Below are 23047 nucleotides of genomic sequence, written 5' to 3'. Positions count from 1 at the left end.
TGCTCATGGGAGGACTCCGTGACCGATTATCAGTTCACGCTCTTCGACACGGCTCTCGGTTCCTGCGGGATCGCCTGGAGCGACAAGGGAATCGCCGCTGTCCAGCTGCCCGAGTCCGATGTGCGGGCCACCCGGGCGCGCATCGCCGGGATGCTTCCCGGCGCGGTCGAGGCCCCACCGCCGGCCAGGCTGCGCAAAACCATCGCCGCGCTCGCCGACCTGCTCGACGGCAAGGAAGCCGACCTGTCCACCGCCGTGCTGGACATGGAGCGCGTTTCGCCCTTCCACCGCAAGGTGTACCAGGCGACGCGGACCATCCCGGCCGGAGACACGCTGTCCTACGGCGAGATCGCCGCCCGTGCCGGCTCCCCAGGCGCTGCCCGGGCGGTCGGGCAAGCGCTGGGACGAAACCCCTTCGCGCTCATCGTGCCCTGCCACCGCGTGGTCGCGGCCGGCGGCAAGCTCGGCGGCTTCTCCGCCAACGGTGGAGTCGTCACCAAGGCCCACCTGTTGCGTTTGGAGAACCGGTCGTGACACAGCATCCAGATCCAGATCTCGGCTTCGACCCCAAGAAGGCGATAGCGCATCTGAAAAGGGCCGATCCCGTGCTGGCGAAGTTCATCGACCGCGCCGGCCCCTTCGACATGGTGATCAATCCGGCCGACAGCGTGTTCGGCATGCTCGCCGAGGCCATCGTCTACCAGCAGCTGACCGGCAAGGCGGCCGCCACCATCTTCAAACGGGTGTGCGAACTCTACTCGCCCAACGGCAAACGGCCCAAGCCCAAGCAGATTCTCGGCTCCACCGAGGAGCAGCTGCGCGGTGCCGGCCTGTCCAAGGCGAAGGCCCTGGCATTGCTGGATCTCGCGGCCCGCGCGGACTCCGGCGAGCTGCCGACGCTGGCCAAGATCCGAAAGATGCCCGACGAGGAGATCATCGAAAACCTGGTGAAGGTGCGCGGGGTCGGCCAGTGGACGGCGGAGATGTTCCTCATCTTCCGGTTGGGCCGCCCGGACGTGCTGCCCTATGACGACTATGGGCTGCGGCGCGGGTACACGATCATCTATCGGACCAAGGAGCTGCCCGGCCGCGCCGAGCTGGAGAAGGCGGGCGAGAAGTGGGCGCCGTTCCGCACGGCAGCCAGCTGGTACCTGTGGCGGGCGGCCGAGGTCGCCGGCCCCGGCGGCGGCCCGCCACAGCCACAGCACTAGCGACGTGTCTTCTCTCGGTTGTCGCGCAAGAGGTCCTCAAGCCGCTGCAACGCGGCATCGGCCTGGCGGCCGACCTCCACGTCGTCGGGCGCTTCCCCGCACGCGCCGAACATCTCGAACAACTTGTCACCCGCTGCCGCGATCTCTTTCTCGGTCGCCATGGTGTCCCTCCTTGGTAGGCCCGCCAGCCTAGATGGCGTTGCAGGCCCGGAAGATGTGAATGAGCGCCGGGATGCTGGCCCGGCCGTGTTGGAAGCCGATGTACTCCCCCAGCACGATGTCCTGTGCCCACTTGTCCTTGTAGGCGAACTGGGTCTGTGCCGGGTAGACCATCTCCCCGTTCTTCCACAGATGCGACATGAACCAGTGGAAAGCCTTACTGTAATTGGGAAACTTCGGCTGCGACTCCAGCTCGGTGAACGGGGTGAAGCCGAAGTGCAGCCATTGCACGCCCTCCTGCTTGAAGATGTCGATTGCCGTCTTGTTGATGGCCTCCATGACCCCTGGGGGCGCGTCGGGCTGGCGGCGGCTCAGATCGTGCATCCAACCCGGACGCGAACCGTAGACGGGCGAATACGAGATGTAGCCGACGACCCGGCCGGCGTTCTCGGCGACGAACAGCCGGCGCAGGTGCTGGTATGGCCCCCCGCATTGCCCAACCAGGAACTCCAACGGCTTGGCGCCGCCTTTCGTGCCCAGCCAGGCGCCGTCGAGTTGCTTGATCTGATCGGCCCACGGCTCGTAGGGCACCTCCCGCACCGCCAGCCCGCTTCGAAGAGCCCGGGCAATCTTGTTGCGAAGCTGCATAAACCTGGTCCCCGCCAGGGAGAACTCGGGCAGCCGCAAGGCGAACGAGGCGCCCATCTGGTTGACCACGAACCCTTCGTCCAGATATTCCTTGGCGTCGGCCGCCTGCAGCTGTACGGCGACAATCTCGCGCTGCCGCTCGGCCGCCCACTCCACGAACCCCTTGAGCAGCTGCGCACGGGCGCCCTCGGGCGCGAACGGCCCACCGAACTGCACCACATAGCGGCCGGTCTCGCGATAGACGATGACACCCGGCACGCCCGGCATCGTGAAGTAGCTATTGCCTTCGTTGACGGCCAGGAAAGCGCTCGGGTTGTCGGCGTCCGTATAGCTCTGGATAGCGTCCAGGGCCACATCTGACTTTGTCAGAACCTCTGTCATAGGGAAACTCCGTCCAGAAAATAGGGCCCGCCCCATGGCTACGCTATGCACAATTATCGGCGCCTTGCAAGGGGGTCGATAAGACGCGGAATCGCATCAGTGTCCGGTCAGGCCCGCGTCAGGCCGCCATGGCATGCTTTACTCAACACCGAAAATTGAACGGAAACCAGGAGAGGTCTCCATAGCGGCCTAGTGGAGGCCGGCTTATCCGGCTGGTCGGGTTTTGCACCCCACGCAGGTTCGAATCCTGCCCTCTCCGCTCCTTAACCACAAGGAAACGCCAGGCTACACGGCCTGGCGTTTCTCTTTACCCGCCGCCGATCAGTCATGCGTCAGGTCCCGATCAGGCACCATTGCCACACTTTGACATGTGGACATGCAGCTCCGATTCCTCGATGGTCTCCGAATTCTCACCACCGCGCTGGACTCGGAGGCGCACCTCACCATCCGAGGACGCCAACAAACGCGTGCGGCACTGGCCAAGGCGCTGTCCACCCAAATTTGCGTCCATCGACTGCACAAAAGGCATCCGGAAATCGCGCAGACCCCCATTCAGCCGATCTTCATCACCGGCTTGCTGCGCACCGGAACCACCTTTTTGCAACACCTGCTGGCGCGCCACCCCGGCCTGCGCTCACCCCGGCTGTGGGAGCTGATGGCTCCGGCCTCGCCGCACGACCAGACGCGGCTCATCGCCGAATGCGAGTCCTATGTGGACGAGTACTACCGGGCCGCGCCACAGTTTCGCACCATCCACCCCCTGGCCGCCGACGAACCGGAGGAGTGCCACCGGCTCACCGCCAACTCCTTCCGCCACTTCATTTACGCCCTGCGCTACCACGTACCCAGCTACGTGCGCTGGCTGCGCGGGCAGGACATGACCGAGGCGTACCAATTCCACCGCTCCCAGTTGCGCTGCCTGCTGTGGCGCGGGCCGGGCAACCCGGTGGTGCTCAAGTGCCCGTCACACCTGTGGCACCTCGATGCGCTCAAGCGCGTCTACCCGAACGCCAAAGTGGTGCGGCTGCATCGCCACCCTTCCGTGAGCGTACCCAGCGCGGCCAGCCTGACCGCGGTCGTGCGGAAGGCCCGGTCCGACCGCGTCGACCGCGAGAAGATCGGCGCCTACTGGCTGGAGGAGGCGAGCATCGCGCTCAACCGCATCCGCAACGACGGCCGGCACCTCGACATCCGCTACGCCGATCTCGTCGCCGACCCGCTGCGGGTGGCCGCGCTTGTCTGCGACTACGCCGGAACGCCGATGACCCGGCAGGCGGCGGCGAACATGGCCGATTTCCTTGCCACCCAACGAGGCTCGAAAGGTCATCGGTACACCGCGGAGGAGTTCGGCCTCAGCGCGCGGCACCTCGATGACCACTTCGCCAAGTACATCGCCGAATTCGGCCTACAGGCTGATTCAGCCCGGAGGAGAGTTTCACGTGAACACGCATGAGAAGCACGCACGGGCAAATGTCGCCGAGGTCAACGAGCGGGCCGGTGCCTCACCCATCCGCATCGGCATCATCACCCCGCTGACCGATCCCGGCGATCCGACCGCCGGCGAACTCGTCGTGCGCGGGGCCTGCCTGGGTGCGCAGTACGTGCGGGAGACCGGCGGGCGGTCGGTGGAGTTCGTGCTCTACAACGATCAGCAGACCGCGCAGCAGGAGGGCATGGCGCGCTCGTCGGCGGCGCAGATGGCGAAGCTCGCGCTCGTCGATGACGTCATCGCCGCCATCGGGCAATGGCACCTGCGCACGACACCGTGGGTGGTCGATGTGGCAACGCGTTACGGGGTCCCCATATTCATCGAGAACGGGCACAGCCGGATCACCGCGCAGAAGCGCCCCAACGTGTTCCGGTGCTACTTCACCATCGAGGACCGGGTGCCGGTCATGCTCGACTACGCCGCCGCACAGGGCATGCGCCGCATCGGCCTGATCGCGGCCGACACCGTTTTCGGCCAGATGATGGCCGACACCCTGGTCGACTATGGACAGTCCAGGCATGGCATGGAGTTCGAGCGCTTCGATTTCGCCCAGGACGGCACCACCGACTTCCGCACCCAGCTGGAAGCGATCAAGAAGTACCAGCCGGACCTGTTCATCAACGGCGCGGTCATCAAGACCAACTACATGATCATCCAACAGGCGGCCGAGATCGGGCTCCTACCCGGTACCCCCATGATGGTCACTTTTGGTTTTCCTTTGCGCTCGGAGGACTTCTGGCGCCTGTCGGGCGAGGCGGGAGTGGGCACCATGTGGCCGGGCATGCGCTATCGCGACTCGTGGGAGGGGCTGACCGCGCCCGGCCGCTGGTTTGTCGACCGGTACCGGCAGCGTTACGGCTCCTTCCCCCCGGACACCGCGCTGACCCACTTCACCGACGTGACGATCATCGCGTCGGCGCTCGCGGCCGCCCGCGGCGAGACTCGCGAAGACCTGTTGGATGCCTTGGAAGCCATGGAGTTCCAGACGTGGCAGGGCCCGATCCGCTACGAACGCGGCCCGGCGCATTGGCATCACGTCGCCCCCGAGGTGGTCCTCATGCAGTACCAGAAATACGATCAGGTCTTCGACGACTCGGCCATCATCTACGCCCGGGACGGACGATGAGCCGCACAGCGGCCCGGGTGATGGCCGAAACCCTTGCCGCCCATGGAGTCGACCGCGTCTTCTGCGTGGCCGGAGAGAGCTATCTGCCCCTGCTCGACACCTTCTACGACATGCCCGACATCGACGTCGTGACGTGCCGTCACGAGGGCTCGGCGGCGTTCATGGCGCTCGCCGATGCCAAGCTCACCGGGCACGCGGGAGTGTGCCTGGCGAGCCGGGGTCCCGGCGCGGCCAATTCGGTCATCGGTGTTCACGCGGCGGCCGAGGACGGCTCCCCTCTCATTCTCCTCGTGGGAGGGGTCGCGACCGATGAGGCCGGCCGGGAAACCTTTCAAGATGTCGACTGCGCCACGCTTTTCTCCGGTGTGGCCAAGGCGGCCTGGACGGTCGGCACGCCCGACGCGGCCGGCGAGTTCCTCGCGCGTGCCTTCCGGCTCGCCGAATCCGGCACCCCCGGCCCGGTCGTGCTCATGCTGCCCGAGGACATCCTGCCCGCCCCGACCCTGGCCACCGCGATACCGCGGCCCAGCCAGGCGGCGACCTACGACGGCCTGCAGCACGCCGGCCCGCTCATCGACGCCGCGAGACGGCCGCTGATCCTGGCCGGCTCGGAGGTCGACAGCCCTCATGGACGCGAACTGCTGCGCGAGGTGGCCGAGCGGCACCACATCCCCGTGGCGACAAGCAACAAGAACCAGCACCTGCTGCCCAACCGGCATCCGTGCTACGCCGGGCACCTGCACAACAGCACGTCATCACGCCAGATGCAGGCGCTGGGCGAGGCCGACCTGGTCGTGGCCGTTGGCACGAGGCTGGACGAGATCACCACGCGTGGGCACTCGTATCCACCGTCGGCCACGCCGTTGGTGCACGTCTACCCCGACGCCGCACGGCTGGGGACCTTTCACGAGACCGCCTGCGGCATCGCCGCCGACCCGGTGGGGTTCCTGGAACAGCTGGCGGCCCGGCGACGGTCCAATCACGACCCGAGCTGGGCGGAAACCTTGCACCGCATCGAAACCGAGCAGGCATGCTGGCAGGGCATCTCGGCCGATGATGGCATCGTCTTCGGCGCCGTTGTGGCCTGCCTCGACGAGCTCACCGGCGGCGATGTCACCGCCGTTGTCGACTCCGGCACGTTCACCAGCTGGGTCTACCGGCATTTGCGCTTCGGCCCGCGGGGGCGGCTGCTGGGCATCAGCTCCAGCGCCATGGGATTCAGCGTGGGCGCGGCGGTCGCCGCGGCAATGCGCCGCACGCCGCAATCGCCTCCCGTGGTCGCCTTCGTCGGCGACGGCGGCTTCCTGATGAACAGCGGCGAGCTCATCACCGCCTGCCAGCGCCGCCTCGCGATGCTCTTCGTCATCGCCAACAACAACAGCTACGCCACCATCCGCCGCCATCAGGAGCGCACCTATCCCGGCCGCGTCATCGCCACCGATCTGTCCAATCCAGACTTTGCCGGCATGGCCGAATCCTTTGGCGCGCTTGGGCTTCGCGTGGACACGCCGGAGCAGATCCGCCCCTGCCTGAGCAAGGCGCTCGAATGTGGCGGCCCGGCCGTGGTCGAGGTACGCACAAGCTTGCGGGTGAGCCGTGCGGATACATGAGTCTGTAGTCGACCTGATCGGCGACACCCCACTGGTGCGATTGGCGAGGCTGGGCGCCGGTTGTGCACCGACGGTGGTGGCCAAGCTGGAGTCGTTGAACCCGGGCGGTTCGGCCAAGGACCGCATCGCCCTGCGCATGATCGAGACGGCGGAGGCGTCGGGGCATCTGCGCCCGGGAGGCACCGTCGTGGAACCCACGTCCGGCAACACCGGCGTGGGCCTGGCCCTGGTGGCGCAGCGCAAGGGCTACCGCTGCGTGTTCACGTGCCCGGACAAGGTCTCGCCGGACAAGATAGCGGTGCTGCGCGCCTACGGCGCCGAGGTGGTGATCTGCCCTGCCGCGGTGCCACCGGAGCATCCCGACTCCTACCGCAGCACCGCGCAACGGCTGGCGCAGACCATCACCGGCGCTTTCCTGCCCGACCAGTACTCCAATCCGGACAATCCCGCGTCGCACTATCATGTCACCGGGCCGGAAATCTGGGCGCAGACCGGCGGCCGGATCACCCATCTGGTCGCCGGGATAGGCACCGGCGGGACCATCTCCGGCGCAGGCCGCTACCTCAAAGAGGTGTCGCAGGGTGCCGTTCGCATCGTGGGCGCCGATCCCGACGGTTCCGTTTACACCGGTGGCGGCGGGCGTCCCTACCTCGTCGAAGGTGTGGGTCAGCCCAACTTTCCAGAATCATTTGATCAGCGGGTACCCGATGAGATCATCCCGATCACGGACGCCGATTCGATCAATGTCACCCGCAGACTGGCGCGGGAAGAGGGCATTCTCACCGGAGGTTCGGGTGGGATGGCGGTGGCCGCCGCGCTACATGTGGCCGCCACCGGCTCCGAGCGCGACCTGATCGTCGTGATCATCCCCGACTCGGGGCGTGGCTACCTGTCGAAGATCTTCAACGATGAGTGGCTGTTCCAATTTGGCTTCGAACAGCCGGACGGGGATGGATTGCGCGCCGGCCACGCGATATCACCACTGATCGTGGTAGATCCCGCCGAGAGCGTTGCGGTAGCCCGCAAACTCATGCGCGCCAACGGTTTGAGCTGCCTGCCGGTGTCGCCCGCGCCGCCCCCGGTCCGCTTCGCCGAGATCATCGGAAGTTTCCGCGGTGACGCGGCCCCGCCCGACGACGCGGTGGGCCGGCATCTCGACCCGCCCCTGCCCGCCGCCGGGTACGGACAGTTCCTCGACGGCGTGCCGGCGACCGCCGTGGTGCTCAAAGAAGGCATACCCATTGGGCTTGTGGAACGGAGACACACATGACAGAGATCATCGAGTACGAGGACAAGGCCGGCTTCCGCGGATGGCTCGCCTACGACGGCAGGCAAAGCCCACTGGCCGCGGGTGGATGCCGGATGCGCGCCGGGCTGACCGCGGCCGAGCTGTCCACACTCGCCGGGCGCATGACGCTCAAGCAGCGCGTGCTCGGGCTCAACGTGGACGGCGCCAAATGCGGCATCGACCTCGACCCGGGCGAAGACGGCGCTCAGGCGGCTCTGGGCCGCTTCCTTGCCTTCCTCGGACACGAGCTGCGTCACCGATTCAGCATGGGACCGGACATGGGGACGAAATGGCATGAGCTGCAACAGCTTGCAGTCCAGGCCGGGGTACCCTCGATCAAGTACGCGATCAAGACCGCGCAGGGGCTGAGCTCCGCGGAGTTCTTCGTCCGCATCGGCCGGCTGGAGGACCGCGTCGGACCGCTCACCCTGGCGCAACGCCGCGCCGGACACGCGCTGGCGCACGCCGCGATCGGTGCGGCCCGCGCGGCCGGGGTCACCGGCCAGATCACCTGTGCCATGCAGGGATTCGGCAACCTGGGCCAGGCCGTGGCCTGCTCTCTGGCCGAGGAGAACGTGCGCCTGACCGCCGTCGCCGACGAGCACGGCTGCGTCGCCGACCCCGGCGGGCTGGATGTGGCCGGCATGCTGCGCAGCTCCCTGCGCGCCACCGTGCCGCAGCTGCTGACCCCCGGCCTGCGGCTGGCACCCGGCGAGTTGTTCCACCGCCCCGCCGACGTGCTCATCCTGGCCGCCTGCGCCGACGCGATGAGCGAACAGGAGACCGCCTCGCCACCGTTTGCCACGGTCGTGGTGGGAGCCAACTGCGGGCTCAGCGAAGACGCCGAACAGGCCCTGCACAGCCGCGGCATCCCGGTGATACCCGATTTCATCGGCGGCATCGGTGGCTCGGCCTCGATGGAGGCTCTGTTCGGCCCGCCCCAGCCACCCAGCGCCGCGCAGGTGCTCGACAATCTGGCCGCGATGATGCGCGAACTCGTCGACGACCTTGTGTACACCGCACGCCGTGACGGCGTGGCCCCCCGTGTCGCCGCCGCCGAGTTGGCCGCCCATGACTCCTGCGACCCCGCCGGCGCACCCTACGGCCGGTGCCGCTATCTGACCGCCACCGCCCGCTAGCCGCACAATTGAAGGAGAGGGGCCCATGGACTGCGCCCACGACCGCGGTCACATCAGTGACTCCAGGTTCTATGGCAATCGTTACGCCACCCCGGCCAGCCGTCGCATCTTCTGTGACAACTGCCGCCACCAGCGCTGGCTGGACATCGAGGCCGCCTTGGCGCTGGCCGAGGCCGAGCTCGGTCTGATACCGCAGGAAGCGGCGGACAAGATCGCCGAATCGGCATGCATCGAACTGATCGACCTGCACGCCGTGGAGAAGGAGATCGAACGCAGCGGGCATTCGCTCGTGGGGTTGCTGCGGGTCTTCGAATCGGCCTGTGGCAAGCAGGCCGGGCAGTTCATCCACTATGGAGCGACCACGCAGGACATCCAGGACACCGGGCAGGCGCTGGAGATGCGCGATGTGCTCGACGAGATCGAGCCGCTGGTGAACGCCATCCTGGGCCGGCTGGCCGACCTGGCCGAAGAGCACGCCGCCACCGTCGCCCTGGGACGCACCCATGCGCAGCCCGCCCTGCCCATGGCCTTCGGGCTGAAGCTGGCCAGCTGGATCGACGAAATGCTGCGTCACCTTGACCGTATGGCCCAGGCGCGCGAGCGAATCCTTGTGGCACAACTGTTTGGCGGTGCGGGCACGATGGCTGGTTTCGGGACGCACGGTCCACAACTGCTGGAGCGCTTCGCCGAACGGCTTGGCCTGCAAGCGCCCTCGGTCGGCTGGCATGTGGCCCGCGATCGCGTGGTGGAGTTCGTCTCGCTGCTGGCGATGATCACCGGCACGCTCGGCCGGATCGCCGACGAGATCCGCATCCTGTCGCGGCCGGAGTTCGGGGAGTTGCAGGAGACGTGGAAACCCGGCGCCGTCGGCAGCAGCACCATGCCGCACAAGCGCAACCCCGAACGCTGCGAGCAGGTCGTGGTGATGGCGCGCCTGGCCGCGGCCCAGGTTGGCCTGGCGCTGGCCGGCATGATCGGCGACCACGAGCGGGACTCCCGCGCCCTGCGCATCGAGTGGGCCTGCGTTCCCGACGTCGCACACTACTGCCTGGCCGCCTGCACCATGATGCTGGAAAGCGTCAGCGGCCTGATCGTGCACCGCGACCGGCTGTCGCAAAACGTGGCCGCCGTCGCCGACCAGGTCATGTCCGAGCGACTGATGCTCGCCCTCGGCGAGGGCGTTGGCAAGCAGCGCGCCCACGAGATCGTCTACGGCCTGACCCAGCAGTCCATTGAGGATGGTGTCAGCATCCACGAGCTCATCGGCAGGCACGAGGAGGTGCGCTCGCAACTGACCAAGGCACAGCTGGACAACGTGTTCGACCCGGTGGGCTACCTCGGATCGTCGACCACTCTCACGGCACGGGCCGTGGCCCGGGCGCGCGAGCGCCTGGGTGCCGAGCCGGCACCGGTTGGCCGGTGAGGGCACTAACCGCGGCCCAGCAACGCCCCACCGTTGATCTGAATGATCTGACCGGTGAGGAAACCCGCGTGCGGGCCCGCCAGATGGACCACCGTGGCGGCGATCTCCTCCACTTCGCCGCCGCGGTTCATGGGGTTCTGCGCCGCGCGGCCGGCATGGAACTCGGGGTTCATGCGCTCGCCGTAAAACTCGGTGCCGGGCACGTAGCCGGGCGCCACGACGTTGGCCGTGATCCCTTCGGGCGCAAGCTGAACGGCAAGCTCGGCCGTCCACGGATGCAGGGCCGCCTTGGCCCCGCCGTAGGTGGCGGGCCCGCGAAACGCCGCGATCGAGGTCACCGTCACGATCCGCCCGCCCGGACGGGCCATCAGCGGCAGCACGGCATGCGTGAGCAACACCGCGGGCAGCACATTGCCCTCCACATTGGACATCCAAGACTCTCGCACACCCTGCAGGTCTGCCGCCGGGCCGGGGGCGACGTTTCCACCGGCGTTGTTGACCAGAATGTCGACGGCGCGCCCGGCGGAGACCGACGCAGCCACGCTCGCCGCCCCGTCGACCTCCCGCAGGTCGGCGGACACGGCGCGGACACGCGGCGTACCAACGGTTTCGTTAATCTCCTCGGCGGAAGCCGCCAGCAGCTCGGCACGGCGGCCGACGATCACGACGTCCACCCCGTCGGCGGCGAAAGCGGCGGCGATGGCGCGGCCGATACCGGTCGCACCACCGGAAACGATGGCGAGTCGGGTCATGACCCGCGCTACCCGGCCGGCGTGCACCCGAAACACGATCGGCGGATGAAGTGATGAAAAGACTCTTCGGCGGGTACCTCGTGACCGTTGCCTTGCCGCTTGCCGCAACGGTTTTCATGCTGACACGGCTGGCCGGGACCGCTCAGCCGTCACCGGCGGGCCACGGCGGGCCCAGCCAGCTGCTCTACCGGCTCCTGCTGGCCACGGCCGTCGTCGTCGCGCTGGCCGCGGCCGCCGGTGCGCTGGCGCGGCGCTTCGGCCAGCCCCGGGTCATCGGCGAGATGGCCACCGGCCTGGTGCTTGGGCCGTCCGTCCTGGGCCTGATCGCCCCACGCGAGCAGCAGTGGCTCTTCCCGCCTTACATCATGCCGCACCTGGAAACACTGGCCCAGTTCGGCGTGGTGTTCTTCATGTTCCTCGTCGGCGCCGAACTGGCCCCCCGCACCCTGCTGGCCAGCGGAGCACGCGGTCTGGTCATCGGGCACGCCTCGATCGCGCTGCCGCTGCTGGCCGGCATCGGCACGGGCTGGTGGCTGTACACCACCTTCCCACCCGCCCGCGACCCGGGGGTGCTGCCCTTCGTGCTGTTCATCGGCGTCTGCTTCGCCATCACGGCGTTTCCGGTCCTCGCCAGGATCCTCACCGACCTGCGAATGGTACGGACCCCTTTGGGCACCACGGGAATCGCCACTGCCGGCATCGGCGATGTCACCGCCTGGTGCCTGCTGGTCGCCGTCGTGGCCATCGTGCGGGGCACCTCACCGCTGTCGGCCCTGACCGCGGTGGCGCTCGTGACGGTCTTCGCGGGTTTCATGCTCGGCGCGGTCCGTCCCGTACTCGCCAGAATTCTTGAAAGGTCTGAAGCCCGAGCCTGGCCCAGGTTTACCGTCTTCGCCGGCCTGATCACACTCGTGCTGGTGGCGGCGGTGACCACAGAGCAGATCGGCGTGCATCCCATCTTCGGCGCCTTCGTCGCCGGGCTGGCCATGCCGCGCGACTCGCGGGCGGTCACCGAGCTCACCAGCAAGCTGGAGGGCGTCACGCTCTGGTTCATGCTGCCCATCTTCTTCGTCGCGGTCGGCCTGAGCACCAAATTGGACAGTCTGGATAGCGCCCGGCAGTGGCTGGCCTGCGCACTGATCACCGCTATTGCCATCGCCGCCAAGCTGCTGGGCACCGGAAGTGCCGCCCTGGCAACGGGTTCACCACCGCGTGAGGCGCTGGCGCTTGGCGTGATGATGAACTGCCGCGGCCTGACCGAGCTCGTCGTCCTGAGCCTGGGACTCCAGCTGGGAATCCTGAGCACCCAGCTGTTCGCCATGTTCGTCATCATGGCGCTTCTGACCACCGCGATGACAGGTCCGCTGCTTCGCCTGACCACCCCGGAGGCCACACCTCATGACCCTGGAACTGGACATGACCCTGGAGCTCGACGCCCTCGAATCGGAAGCCATCTTCATCATTCGCGAAGTGGTGGCTGAGACGCAACATCCCGCCCTGCTCTTCTCCGGTGGCAAGGACTCCATCGTGCTGCTTCGCCTGGCGGAGAAGGCTTTCAGTCCTTCACCGGTACCGTTTCCGCTGTTGCATGTGGACACCGGCCACAACTTCGACGAGGTGTTGGACTTCCGCGACCGGCGCGTCGCCGAGCTCAGCCTCCAGCTGGTGGTGGGCAGCGTGCCGGAGGCGATCGACAGCGGCCTGGTCACCGAACCCGCCTCCGGCATGCGCAACCCCATCCAGACCCCGGTACTGTTGAAAGCGGTGGAGGACAACGGGTTCGACGCGCTCTTCGGCGGCGCGCGCCGCGACGAGGAGAAATCGCGGGCCAAGGAACGGGTATGCAGCCTGCGCGACGAGTTCGGGCAGTGGGATCCGAAGAACCAGCGTCCGGAACCGTGGGCCCTGTACAACACCAGGAAGCAACCCGGTGAGTCGCTGCGCGTGTTTCCGCTGTCCAACTGGACCGAACTGGACGTCTGGCACTACATCGAGCGGGAGAAGATCGAGCTGCCGTCGCTGTACTTCGCTCACCCCCGCGATGTCGTCGAGCGGGACGGCATGCTCTACGGTGTCCATCCGGCGCTGCCCGCACGCGAGGACGAACAGCCCTTCGAGGCGATGGTCCGCTACCGCACCGTCGGCGACGCGTCCTGCACCGCCGCCGTGCGTTCCGACGCATACGACGTCCCCGCCGTGATCGCCGAGCTCATGGCGACGCGGCTGACCGAGCGCGGCGCCACCCGCGGCGACGACCGGGTAAGCGAGGCGGCGATGGAGGACCGCAAGCGCGAAGGCTACTTCTGAACCCGCCGCCGTCGAAGTCCCCGGCGACCAGACGGCGCAAGCCGTAGGGGAACCCGGCGCGGTGGCGCCGCGTGCCTGATCAAGCGGCCGGGGCCACGACTGACGTGTCGTGGCCCCGACGTCGGTCACTGGGTGTCTAGATGGGAACGTCCACCCACGACGATTCGGCACCGGGTCCGGACAGGATCTCCACCGGGGTACCGATCACCGACTCGACGGCACCCTCGTAGAGCGGGTCGTTCGCCGTGACGACCACTACCATCCGGTGATTTTCGGGCACGATGTAGTTGACGAACTGCATCGGGATGTCGATCTCCTTCACCGCTCCCGGCGTGGCGTTGGTGTAGGAGAACACGCCGCTGGTCACCATCCTGCCGACATTGAGCAGCGGACCCGATACGAGCAGATATACGCAGACGGTGATCCGGGTGGCTTCCGCTTTGACCCGCAGGTGAGCCGTCGGCCGCCCCTTGATTTGTCGCGGTCGGCTGCCGGCGCCGGTTTGCTCCGACCACACCGCGGCATGTTGGCGCGGCAAGGGCCGTGAGCGAGGCAGGAAGTGCGGTTCCAGATCGAATGGAGCCCCCGGAATGACCGGGACCGGGACCGGCGGCAGCTGCTGAACGGTCATGTTGTAGTTGACCGGCACATCAAGCCGCTCCAGGATGCCGCTGAGCACCACCAGTGGCGCCGACTCGACCGAGACGTCGTCGTTTTGTCCCACCGTGAACCTGGCGACGGTAACGGTGGGCGGCGCGGTTTCGGCGAGCCTGCCGTCGAGGCCGAGACCCTGCACAAGGTAGCGACGTCGAACCGGATTCTCTACCGCGGCCAGGTCCGGGAAAGGTTTCGGACCTGCGGCCGGCTTCCACATCTCCTCGACGAACACGGTGTTGGGATTGTCCTCGCCCTCGCACTTGAGGTGCCGCGCGAACCATTGGTAGAGGTGTCCGGTCGGGTACGTGTCCATCCCGGCCAGACCCAGTCCCTCCGCGTTGCCGTGGTCACCGATCTGTGCGAGCAGCCGCTTCGGCGTGGTCAGGTTGCGGAAGAGCTCGATCACGGCCGCGTTGTTGAAAATCGTCTCGTGGTAGTAGGTGTGCAGGTAGATGGCGGTGCCGTTGGCGTTGTACTTGGCCAGATACTCGCTGGGTGACCGGGTCAATGCCCAGGTCCTCAAGTTCTCGACGTCCTCATGGGCCAGGTAGTTGTCGAAGACCTGCCGGGTCTTGTTCGAGATCCGCTTTCGCGGGATCCCCACCCCACCTTCGAAGAGCGTCTTGAGGTTCAGGAACGCTTTCATGTGCCGGGTCTCGTTCTCGTAGAGCGAGGCGTAGAGATCGGCCCATGCGCTCAGGGCCGCCACCGCCTTGACCCGATCATCATGGGCGGCGATCAGCAAGCTGGTGCCCGCGCCATAGGACGCACCCGCGAATCCCACCTTGCCCATGTTCGGGTTGGCGGTGTTGTCCCGTACCCAGTCGATGACCTTCCTGCCGTCCGCCACATCGAGGTCGCCCGCGACGTCGATGTAACCGGTCGAGTGGGACAGGCCGCGCTGACTGTAGGCGACCACGATGTAACCCTGCCGCACCAGCTTGATGGTGATGCCGGAGCCCTCGGGGTACTCATCGCTACCGCCGTCCTCCGGGTCCTGGTAGTAGGCCCGCCAACCGGTGCCGATCAGCGGAGCGGGCATGATCACCACCGGATACGGACCGGGCCCGTACAGGGACTCGTCCGTGGGTTCGAAAACGGCGGCGTCGAGTTGGACAGCGATATTGTCCTCGGGCTCCGGGTCGACATCGATCTTGATGAAATCCTTGCGGAAGTCGTTGCCGATCACCGGCAACGTGATCTCTCGGGCTCCCCGCCCGAAGACCGTGTCGAAGACCGTCGGTGCGCTGGAACTCGTTGGATGAGTGTCGTTTGACATGCGCAGACTCCTTGATGCGTATCGGCCGCCAGGCTTGGTGCCTGCTTACAGCTTGGGGTGGTCTGCGGTTGAATGACTTGAACATTCACGTTGCGAGGCGATAAGCAGCCCATATGGCGGACTGATACACCCTCGCGTGAGCAACCATTCGGATTAAATACCAGCTCGCGGCGGATGCAAATCGACGCAACATGATGTTATATTCATGAGCTCATTCATGTCACCGGGGCTTTGCCCGCAATACCGGTCGGCGATCATGTCCGCTACGCCGACACCGCCTCAACCAATCCGGGGCTCAGTGCTGGCGGTTAATGATCAGGCTGGCGAGGGTGGTGAGGTGAGCGGCGGCTGGTGGGTTGGGGTTGACGGTGTGTAGTTCATGCAGGGCTTGGGTGTGGAGTTGGCGGGCTTGGTGCTGGCTCCAGTCGCGGGCGCCGGTGGCGTTGATGAGCTCGGCGGCGCGGGCGGTGTCGGTGTCGGTGACAGGATGTCGGCGGCGTGGTCGCCGGTGGGGGTGGCCGAGGGCGGACACCGGGTTCCTCCTTCGGGATGGGGCGGCCGTAGGGCGTGGTGGGTCGGGCGCATGCCTTGTTTTTGTGGTGGCCGCTCAGTCGATGATCGTTCCGTGGCCACCGGTGCCTTGCTTTACCGGCTGCTGGCAGCGACGGCTTCCAGCCTTAGCTGCTCGGCGGCGGTTTTAGTCGTGGTATCGGGCGACTTCGACGTTGTCGAGGATGCCGAGGGCGTCCGGCACGAGGACGGCGACCGAATAGTAGGCGCTGACCAGGTACGACATCACCGCTTTGTTGTTGACGCTGGTGAGCCGTACGGACAGGCCGGGCTGGTATTCGTCCGGGATGCCGGTCTGGTGTAGGCCGATCACACCCTGGTCCTCTTCACCAGTACGCAGGACCAGAACCGATGTGGTGTTGTCCGCCTTGATGGGGATTTTGTCGCTGGGTAACAGGGGTACCCCGCGCCACGCGGGCACCCGGCGGCCGTGCACCTCGACGGTCTGCGGGTAGAGCCCGCGGCGGCTGCATTCACGACCGAATGCGGCGATGGCTCGGGGATGAGCGAGGAAGAACCGTGACCTGCGGCGGCGAGCGAGTAGATCGTCGAGGTCGTCCGGAGTGGGTGGGCCGGTCTGCGTTGAGATGCGCTGGCGCAGGTCGACGTTGTGAAGCAAGCCGAACTCGGGATTGGTGATTAGTTCCTTCTCCTGCCGTTCCCGCAGCGCCTCGATGGTCAGCCGTAGTTGCTGTTCAAGCTGGTTCATCGGGTTGTTGTACAGGTCGGCGACGCGGGTGTGGATGCGCAGTACCGTTTCGGCAACGCTCAGCGGGTACTCCCGGGGTGCCAGTTCGTAGTCGGCGTAGCTACCGGGCAGCCTGGCCTCCCCAGACTGTCCTGCAGCGATCGCGATGTCTCTTTCGCCGACACGGTTGCGCGGTGGCAGAAGCGAATCCCGCACGCGCTGGATGTGCTCACGCAGGGTCTCCGACCGGCTGTTCACCTCCTGGAACGACTCGCGGGTCAGGATCAGCAGCGTGCAGGGGGTCTCGGCGCGGAGGCTGAAGTCCCAGTCGCTCTCGTCAGTGGTGAGAGCCTGACCGCCGACGTAGTCACCGTCAGCGAGCACACGCAGCACAGTCTCGTCACCGTATTTGCCGGTGGCAATCTGCCGGGCCTTGCCATGCGCGATAAGTACCAGCCGGTCGGCCGGCTGTCCGGACTCCACGATCATCTCGCCGGGCTGGATCTGCTGCTGGACGAACCGGTCGGCCAGTCCCTCCAGCACCTCCACGTCGCGTAATCCCCGCAGTGTCGGCAGCTCGCCCAGGTCCCGGGGGATGACCCGTACCTGATCACCGGTCTTGGTGACATCCACCCGACCATCGCCGATCCTGAAGTAGGCTCGCCGATTGAGTCGGTAGGTGCCTGCACCCACCTGCACCCAGGGCAGCATGCGCAGCAGCCATCGGGGTGAGATGGCCTGCATTTGAGGCACGGACTTGGTTGTGGCGGACAGGGTACGAGCGGCTGCGGTTCCGAGCGCGGAAAGCGGCTGGATCCCTATCGTGGACATAGGTCTCACCGATCCCGTCGGGGTTCAGGTGTGGGCAGACGCACGGCGGAGGTGCCCAGCCCCGTCGGACCGGCAAGGAGTCGATGGAGATTCGGGTACCGGGTTTCGTCGCTGCGGTAGCGGCCTGTCGCCGAATGCCAACGGAGGAACCCGGCCAGGCGGGTCTGTACGGCCTCGATGTACCTGTGCAGGCTGGTCCTCTGGCCGTCCTGCGCGTGGTGCTCGTCGAGAAGAGCGGGTAGGTCGAAGGCTACGATGCCCTCGAACTCGTGCAGCCGTGCGGTGGCCAGATTGTTGAGCACTCCGACGGCGCGGTCCAGGTCCCAGTCGAAGGTCCGCCGCAGGACCAGTAGTCCATTGTGGGTTTCATCCTCCTCCTCGATCTCCCGCCGGTAGGAAAAGATGTCGTTGTAGATGCCGTAGACATCGCCGATGATGTCCGACAGCATCCGCATCGGCCGGGCCGCCAGGAATTCGGCCGGCAGGTCCTGGCCGGTGACATACTGGCCGAGCGCGTCCTCGAAGCGCGCCCCGACCGACCGCCGGCGCATTTCCATGTAGTCCACTGGGTCAGGAAGCCTGCTCTGGACCAGGTTGCCGAGTTCCCACAGAAACGTGTCCAGAAATCCTCGGGCGCGGGCGATGAACCGGCGACGCGCGTCTTCCGGCAGATTCGGTCGGGTGCGGGCCCACACCTGCTTCAGTCCTCGCTGGACCGGATCCGTCGGCGCGGGGATATCGAGCGACGGTTCGGACAGATACGTCATCAGGCGGCGCATGTATGCCGTTGCGGCCGGCAGGTTGTGGCCTCGCTTGAACACCTTCAGGAAGAAGTCGTCCAGGTAGACCGTCCAGATGGTCCATTCGGTCACGAGGTCGAGCGCGCGGTCCGTGGCTTCGGGAAACCTTAGCGCCACGAACAATCCGAGATCCATGCGGTCGAATGCCGGACGGTTCCACACAGTGGGGGTGGCGAAACCGGATGGCCAGTCGAACATGCCCATCTGCTCGGCCCATGCCGTCGCGTGCCGGCGGATCGTCTCCAGGTCAGGGTTCAACCGGACCTGGAACGGCATGTAGAAATCTGGTGGCTCCACGGGCTGCGTGCGGCCGTCGTCCACCCCGAGCCGGATGGCCGGGCACCCGCGCCGCCGCGCTGCGCCACCTCGTACTCCAATGTGGACTGCCGAAGTGCCCAAGGCGATAGGACCGGCAAGCCATGGTACGCGCATCGGACCGACCTGCGAACTGGGATCCGCGTAGCGGCTGGACCGCTTGTGCCACTCGTACGAACCTGAATACCACTCCTGTAGTCCCCTGATGTATCTGAGCACATCCAGCCGTTCTGCCGGCCGTAGCCGGTTCTCCTCATACAGGACGGGCAGTTCGGCCACCACGGTGTTCTCGAATTGGTGCAACCGCGAGTTCAGCAAGTCATTGACCACATCGGCGGCCTGTTGGGGCGTACAGCCGAGGAATCGCTCGGTCAGTAGCACGCTGTTGCTGGGAGCCCCCGTCTCCTCCTCGGCTTCCCGCTGGTACGAGAAAATGTCATTGAGGAGATGCACAGCGTCGGCGAAGGTGTCCCGCAGGATCTGTATCGGCCGGGACAGCACAATCCTCGCCGGAAGCTCCGTGCCGGCAGCGTGCTCGACCATGTCCGCCGCCCACAGTGCGCCGCCGTCCTTGCGCCGCATCCCGATGTATTCGACCGGGTCGACGGTGCGGCCGTGGGTAAGCCTGGCCAGTCGGTACAACGGTTCCCGGAGACAGTCCTGGACGTCGGTGGCGAACCGGCGCCGCCAGTCGGGCGAGGCGGGACGCATGATGCGGGGCCACAGGTCGGTCAAGCCCCGCTGCATCACATCTGTCGGCGCCGGGGTGGCCGTCGGCTCCGTCGGCATGAACGCGAGCAGGCGGGCGAACCACTCCTGCGCCCCGGTGAGGTCCTTGCCACGTTCGAAGGCGTCGAAGGAGTCGTCGAAGGCAAAAGCCCAGATCGTCCACTCGGTCAGCAGGTCGAGTTCGGGGCCGGAGGCGTCCGGCCACACGTACGCGCAGAACAGGGCGAAGTCCATGGTGTCGAACTTGCGTTCACTCCAGACGGCCCGGCTTCGCGGATGGTCCTCACCGTCCAGGAAGCCCATTTCGTATGCCCAGGTCTTGCTGTTCTGGCGCGCCGGCTCCAGACGAGGATTCAGCCGTGGCGGATACGGCACGTAGAACTCGGGGAGGTCAAAAGGTTGCATGGGCTACCTCTTCCCTGTCGCCTGGGCACCGGGTCGGGTGTCAGTCGGCCTACCGTCCTATTTCGACGTTGTCCAAGATGCCGAGCGCGTCCGGCACCAGGACCGCGACGGAGTAGTAAGCGGTGACCAGGTACGAGATGATCGCCTGCTCGTTAATGTTCATGAACCGGACGGAAAGGCTCGGCTGGTACTCGTCCGGGATACCGATCTGGTGGAGACCGATCACGCCCTGGCTGTCCAACCCGGTACGTAGCAGGAGGAAGGATGTACTGTAAGCGTCGGAGATAGGGATCTTGTTGCAAGGCAGGATTGGGATGCCCCGCCAAGCGGGTACCGCGTGGCCCTGCAGATCGACGCTGGTCGGATAGACGCCGCGGCGGCTGCACTCGCGGCCGAACGCCGCGATCGCCCTCGGGTGGGCAAGGAAGTAGCACGGATCCTTCCACACCAGAGTGAGCAACTCGTCCAAGTCGTCCGGCGTGGGCGGCCCCGTACGGGTAGAGACCCGCTGTCTGGGGTCCACGTTGTACAGCAGCCCGAAATCAGAATTGTTTACCAGCTCCCGTTCCTGCCGCTCCTCAGCGCTTCGATAGTCAGTCTCAACTGCTGCTCAAACTGGTTCATCGGATCGTTGTACAGATCCGCCACCCGCGAATGAATGCGCAACACGGTCTGCGCCAAGCTCAGCTCGTACTCTCGCGGCGCCAGTTCGTACGCCACGTAGGTGCCCGGCAGTCGCGGCTCCCCGACATGCCCGGACGCTACTTCTATGGCTACCTCTCCGTATTCGTTGAGCGACGGCTTCGGCCGGGTACGCACCTGCTCGACATGCGTGCGCAGTGCCTCGGACCGCTCAAGCCGCTCCTGAAAATCTCGGCTCGGCAGGGCCAACACCGAGCACGGGGTCATCGCGCGGACCGTGTAGTCCCAATTCGCGTTCGGCTCCACCAGCGATTGTTCACCGAAATACTCACCGTCGGACAGCACCCGCAGTAATGTCTCGCCGCCGTACCTGCCAGAGCCGATCAACTCGACTTTGCCGTGGACGATCAGCACAACCTGGTCGGCCGGCTGACCGGACTGCACGACCACCTCGCCCGAGGCGAACTGCCGCTGCACAAACCGCTCGGCCAGCCCTTCGAACACCTCAGCGTCCACGAACCCCCGCAGCGGCGGAAGCTCGCCCAACGCCTGAGGATCCACCCGCACCCCGGCGCCACCGCCGGTCTCAGTGAACCTCACCCGCCCTGCATCGGGCGCGTAGGACAACCGCCGGTTGACCCGGAACGTGCCGCCGGATGCCTGGATCCACGGCAGAATCCGCAGCAACCATCGCGACGTCACCCCCTGCATCTGCGGTACGGACTTCGTTGTCGTCGCCAAGTTCCGAGCAGCGGCGGTGCCAAGACTCAACGGGGTCTGCTCGTCGTGGACCGAAACACCCATTTCAACGGACTCGGTCATGACATCACCCTTCTTCGAGGAAGGATCGATACATGTGAATCTATAGTCTGAGAGGGCAACTCAACAAAAGCAATACCTCGCCGAATTCATTCCATCCTGATGTTGGTCGGTCTGTACGACTTGAGCACGGCAACAGTTCTTTACCGTTGCCGGATTAGTCGGTGTGACGACGGTCGGAGTCTTGTACGGGATCCCAAGATTGTGTTCGTCCGCGGCTCGTCACACAGCTCGACGGACGTCACTTGCCGCTACGTGACGCCGCCTGGCACGGGTTGTTGCTGTCCGAGGTGCGACGACGGCCACTGCCGGTTCGAAGGCTGCATACACAACATCGGCTTTGCCCGTTGCCGCTTCAGGTAGTGGCCGAGCGCGTGCAGAGAAACAGCGTCGCGAATCGCCTCCAACGGGGAATTCCCCGATGGTTGGAGCCACACATCGCCGTGAGGTGGCACCAAAACCGTCGAGACCGGTGCGGCGACTGTGACCGGACGCTACCCTTCGTGCGCAGGCATCGGCCATACCCCAAAGGACCGAGGTCGTAGCGACGCCTGTCGAATGTCGTCATGTGCGGGCCACCGCCGCCTGCGCCCGGCTCGGAGTCACACCGTCCATGAGCCGAGCTGGATCAGCACTGGAGGCGTTCGCTGAACCGACGCGGGCCGGCCCGGTCCACTGTGGACAGCAATCCGCGCGTGTCCGCCATGATCGTGCATAATACCTCTCTGCGCTTTTAGCGTGGCCTGGCCGCCGTGCCATGACGCCCGCCCAGGGCGGCACCGGCCGCGATATAGCCGCTTGTTTTGGGCGTCGGGTTCGTCCGGCGTGGGTTGACCGAAGGGAACTGCCATGCAGCAGGGTGCGGCCTTGGCCGGCCGTTACCGCCTTGTCGAGCTGATCGGCGCTGGTGGTATGGGCGAGGTTTGGCGGGCCACCGACGCGATTCTCGGCCGCACGGTCGCGGTCAAGGTGGTGTTGCCGGATCTGCAGGCCGATCCCCAGTTCGGCCGGCGGTTTCTGGCCGAGGCGCGGGCCCTGGCCAGCGTCCACCACCCGGGAGTGGTCGCTATCCACGACTTTGGTGAGACCGAGCTGTCCGACAGATCGGGACCTCAGGGCACGGCCGCGTTCCTGGTCATGGAGCATGTTGCCGGGGAGCCGCTGTCTGCGCTGCTGAGGCGGGTCGGCCGGCTGTCTCCCGAGACCACAATGGACCTGGTCAGGCAGACCGCGCAGGCGCTGCAGGCCGTGCACGAGCACGGAATAGTGCACCGCGACATCAAGCCGGCCAACCTGTTGATCCGGCTCAACGGAGCCATCGTACTGACCGATTTCGGTATCGCCACCAATCCGGATGCCACGGCGCTGACCATGCCGGGGATGATCCTGGGCACGCCGTCCTACCTGGCCCCCGAACAGGTTCTGGGCCAGCCGGTTTCGGCGCTCAGCGACGTGTACGCGCTCGGTGTGGTCGCCTACGAATGTCTCGCCGGGCAGAAGCCCTTCGTAGCGGACGATCCGTTCGCTGCGGCCCTGCAACGCGTGCATCGCCCCGCACCGCCGCTGCCTGCCGATGTACCGCAGCACGTGGCTCGCGTGGTGGCCCAGGCGCTGGCGGCCGAGCCCGCCCAGCGCTGGCAGACCGCCGCGGAGTTCGGGCTCGCGGCCGAGCGGGCCATCGCCGGCACCGGCGCGGCACACAATCCCCCGACCGGATCGCAAGCCGGACCGTTGGCCGAAACGCCTGCGCCAGCGAAGGCGGAGCGTCCGGCCCAACCG

General features: G+C 66.4%; 18 protein-coding genes and 1 pseudogene. 11 read left to right on the top strand and 8 right to left on the bottom strand.

The features are described from left to right. The first annotated feature begins 18 nt into the window (after positions 1-18). On the top strand, positions 19-534 hold the full coding sequence (locus DM816_RS44195; protein ID WP_117208715.1) for a methylated-DNA--[protein]-cysteine S-methyltransferase: 516 nt from the start codon (positions 19-21) through the stop codon (positions 532-534). Next, complete coding sequence (locus tag DM816_RS44190; RefSeq protein ID WP_246001532.1) at positions 531-1211, top strand: DNA-3-methyladenine glycosylase family protein; 681 nt, start codon at positions 531-533, stop codon at positions 1209-1211. Before DM816_RS44195 ends, DM816_RS44190 begins: the two co-directional genes overlap by 4 nt. Here the strand turns inward: DM816_RS44190 and DM816_RS42175 are convergent. Beyond that, the gene (locus tag DM816_RS42175) at positions 1208-1372 is read right to left on the bottom strand and encodes a hypothetical protein (RefSeq protein ID WP_162907107.1); all 165 of its coding nucleotides are present in this window, start codon (positions 1370-1372) and stop codon (positions 1208-1210) included. The two genes, DM816_RS44190 and DM816_RS42175, sit on opposite strands and share 4 nt — an antisense overlap. Positions 1373-1400: 28 nt before the next feature. After that, positions 1401-2399, bottom strand: a complete 999-nt coding sequence (locus DM816_RS04165) for a bifunctional lysylphosphatidylglycerol flippase/synthetase MprF (RefSeq protein WP_117208714.1) — start codon at positions 2397-2399, stop codon at positions 1401-1403. 376 nt (positions 2400-2775) lie between these two features. Between DM816_RS04165 and DM816_RS04160 the strand changes: the two genes are divergently transcribed. The 6 genes from DM816_RS04160 to DM816_RS04135 are packed head-to-tail and all read left to right on the top strand — an operon-like array spanning position 2776 to position 10474. After that, the gene (locus tag DM816_RS04160) at positions 2776-3852 is read left to right on the top strand and encodes a sulfotransferase family protein (RefSeq protein WP_117208746.1); all 1077 of its coding nucleotides are present in this window, start codon (positions 2776-2778) and stop codon (positions 3850-3852) included. Further along, the gene (locus DM816_RS04155) at positions 3839-5014 is read left to right on the top strand and encodes an ABC transporter substrate-binding protein (protein ID WP_246001530.1); all 1176 of its coding nucleotides are present in this window, start codon (positions 3839-3841) and stop codon (positions 5012-5014) included. The genes DM816_RS04160 and DM816_RS04155 overlap by 14 nt, the downstream gene beginning before the upstream one ends. Next, entirely contained in the window at positions 5011-6624 is a 1614-nt protein-coding gene (locus DM816_RS04150) for a thiamine pyrophosphate-binding protein (protein WP_117208712.1), read from the top strand. The genes DM816_RS04155 and DM816_RS04150 overlap by 4 nt, the downstream gene beginning before the upstream one ends. Next, positions 6611-7894 carry a pyridoxal-phosphate dependent enzyme gene (locus tag DM816_RS04145; RefSeq protein ID WP_117208711.1) on the top strand — a complete coding sequence of 428 codons (1284 nt, stop codon included), beginning with the start codon at positions 6611-6613 and terminating at the stop codon, positions 7892-7894. The genes DM816_RS04150 and DM816_RS04145 overlap by 14 nt, the downstream gene beginning before the upstream one ends. Beyond that, a complete protein-coding gene (locus DM816_RS04140; RefSeq protein ID WP_117208710.1) occupies positions 7891-9051 on the top strand; it encodes a Glu/Leu/Phe/Val dehydrogenase dimerization domain-containing protein in 1161 nt (386 codons plus the stop codon). The genes DM816_RS04145 and DM816_RS04140 overlap by 4 nt, the downstream gene beginning before the upstream one ends. 25 nt (positions 9052-9076) lie before the next feature. Next, positions 9077-10474: a class-II fumarase/aspartase family protein gene (locus DM816_RS04135; RefSeq protein WP_117208709.1), complete on the top strand. Its 1398-nt coding sequence runs from the start codon at positions 9077-9079 to the stop codon at positions 10472-10474. 5 nt (positions 10475-10479) lie between these two features. On the opposite strand, the gene DM816_RS04130 is transcribed toward DM816_RS04135, so the two are convergent. Then, entirely contained in the window at positions 10480-11226 is a 747-nt protein-coding gene (locus tag DM816_RS04130) for an SDR family NAD(P)-dependent oxidoreductase (protein WP_117208708.1), read from the bottom strand. Positions 11227-11279: 53 nt separating this feature from the next. On the opposite strand from DM816_RS04130, the gene DM816_RS04125 reads away from it, so the two are divergent. Both DM816_RS04125 and cysD read left to right on the top strand, forming a co-directional pair. Beyond that, complete coding sequence (locus tag DM816_RS04125) at positions 11280-12707, top strand: cation:proton antiporter (RefSeq protein ID WP_117208707.1); 1428 nt, start codon at positions 11280-11282, stop codon at positions 12705-12707. Then, a complete protein-coding gene (cysD, locus tag DM816_RS04120) occupies positions 12625-13533 on the top strand; it encodes a sulfate adenylyltransferase subunit CysD (RefSeq protein ID WP_117208706.1) in 909 nt (302 codons plus the stop codon). The genes DM816_RS04125 and cysD overlap by 83 nt, the downstream gene beginning before the upstream one ends. A gap of 136 nt (positions 13534-13669) precedes the next feature. Here the strand turns inward: cysD and DM816_RS04115 are convergent, their stop codons facing one another. The 5 genes and pseudogenes from DM816_RS04115 to DM816_RS04095 form a co-directional block, all read right to left on the bottom strand. Next, positions 13670-15469, bottom strand: a complete 1800-nt coding sequence (locus tag DM816_RS04115) for a CocE/NonD family hydrolase (RefSeq protein WP_117208705.1) — start codon at positions 15467-15469, stop codon at positions 13670-13672. A 295-nt stretch (positions 15470-15764) separates the two neighbouring features. Next, positions 15765-16001, bottom strand: a complete 237-nt coding sequence (locus DM816_RS04110; RefSeq protein WP_117208704.1) for a hypothetical protein — start codon at positions 15999-16001, stop codon at positions 15765-15767. Between the two features lie 165 nt (positions 16002-16166). Continuing rightward, the gene (locus DM816_RS04105) at positions 16167-17558 is read right to left on the bottom strand and encodes a family 2B encapsulin nanocompartment shell protein (RefSeq protein ID WP_117208703.1); all 1392 of its coding nucleotides are present in this window, start codon (positions 17556-17558) and stop codon (positions 16167-16169) included. 5 nt (positions 17559-17563) lie between these two features. After that, positions 17564-19807 (bottom strand): terpene synthase family protein, encoded by a 2244-nt coding sequence (locus tag DM816_RS04100; RefSeq protein ID WP_117208702.1) that lies wholly within the window; start codon positions 19805-19807, stop codon positions 17564-17566. Positions 19808-19856: 49 nt separating this feature from the next. After that, positions 19857-21160: pseudogene (locus DM816_RS04095) on the bottom strand (family 2B encapsulin nanocompartment shell protein). Positions 21161-22117: 957 nt separating this feature from the next. Between DM816_RS04095 and DM816_RS04090 the strand changes: the two are divergent. After that, a partial coding sequence (locus DM816_RS04090) for a serine/threonine-protein kinase (protein ID WP_162907106.1) occupies positions 22118-23047 on the top strand: 930 nt, incomplete at its 3' end.

The sequence above is a fragment of the Allorhizocola rhizosphaerae genome (assembly GCF_003426775.1).
GTDB classification, from domain to species: domain Bacteria; phylum Actinomycetota; class Actinomycetes; order Mycobacteriales; family Micromonosporaceae; genus Allorhizocola; species Allorhizocola rhizosphaerae.
Note: the sequence above shows the minus strand (reverse complement) of the source record. Positions and strands in the feature narration are given on the sequence as shown.

What these genes read in the sequence shown, in the direction of transcription:
- DM816_RS42175 (WP_162907107.1), bottom strand. Translation starts at nt 1,372, where the DNA reads ATGGCGACCGAGAAAGAGATCGCGGCAGCGGGTGACAAGTTGTTCGAG.
- DM816_RS04165 (WP_117208714.1), bottom strand. Translation starts at nt 2,399, where the DNA reads ATGACAGAGGTTCTGACAAAGTCAGATGTGGCCCTGGACGCTATCCAG.
- DM816_RS04160 (WP_117208746.1), top strand. Translation starts at nt 2,776, where the DNA reads ATGCAGCTCCGATTCCTCGATGGTCTCCGAATTCTCACCACCGCGCTG.
- DM816_RS04150 (WP_117208712.1), top strand. Translation starts at nt 5,011, where the DNA reads ATGAGCCGCACAGCGGCCCGGGTGATGGCCGAAACCCTTGCCGCCCAT.
- DM816_RS04140 (WP_117208710.1), top strand. Translation starts at nt 7,891, where the DNA reads ATGACAGAGATCATCGAGTACGAGGACAAGGCCGGCTTCCGCGGATGG.
- DM816_RS04135 (WP_117208709.1), top strand. Translation starts at nt 9,077, where the DNA reads ATGGACTGCGCCCACGACCGCGGTCACATCAGTGACTCCAGGTTCTAT.
- DM816_RS04130 (WP_117208708.1), bottom strand. Translation starts at nt 11,226, where the DNA reads ATGACCCGACTCGCCATCGTTTCCGGTGGTGCGACCGGTATCGGCCGC.
- DM816_RS04125 (WP_117208707.1), top strand. Translation starts at nt 11,280, where the DNA reads ATGAAAAGACTCTTCGGCGGGTACCTCGTGACCGTTGCCTTGCCGCTT.
- cysD (WP_117208706.1), top strand. Translation starts at nt 12,625, where the DNA reads ATGACCCTGGAACTGGACATGACCCTGGAGCTCGACGCCCTCGAATCG.
- DM816_RS04115 (WP_117208705.1), bottom strand. Translation starts at nt 15,469, where the DNA reads ATGTCAAACGACACTCATCCAACGAGTTCCAGCGCACCGACGGTCTTC.
- DM816_RS04105 (WP_117208703.1), bottom strand. Translation starts at nt 17,558, where the DNA reads ATGTCCACGATAGGGATCCAGCCGCTTTCCGCGCTCGGAACCGCAGCC.
- DM816_RS04100 (WP_117208702.1), bottom strand. Translation starts at nt 19,807, where the DNA reads ATGCAACCTTTTGACCTCCCCGAGTTCTACGTGCCGTATCCGCCACGG.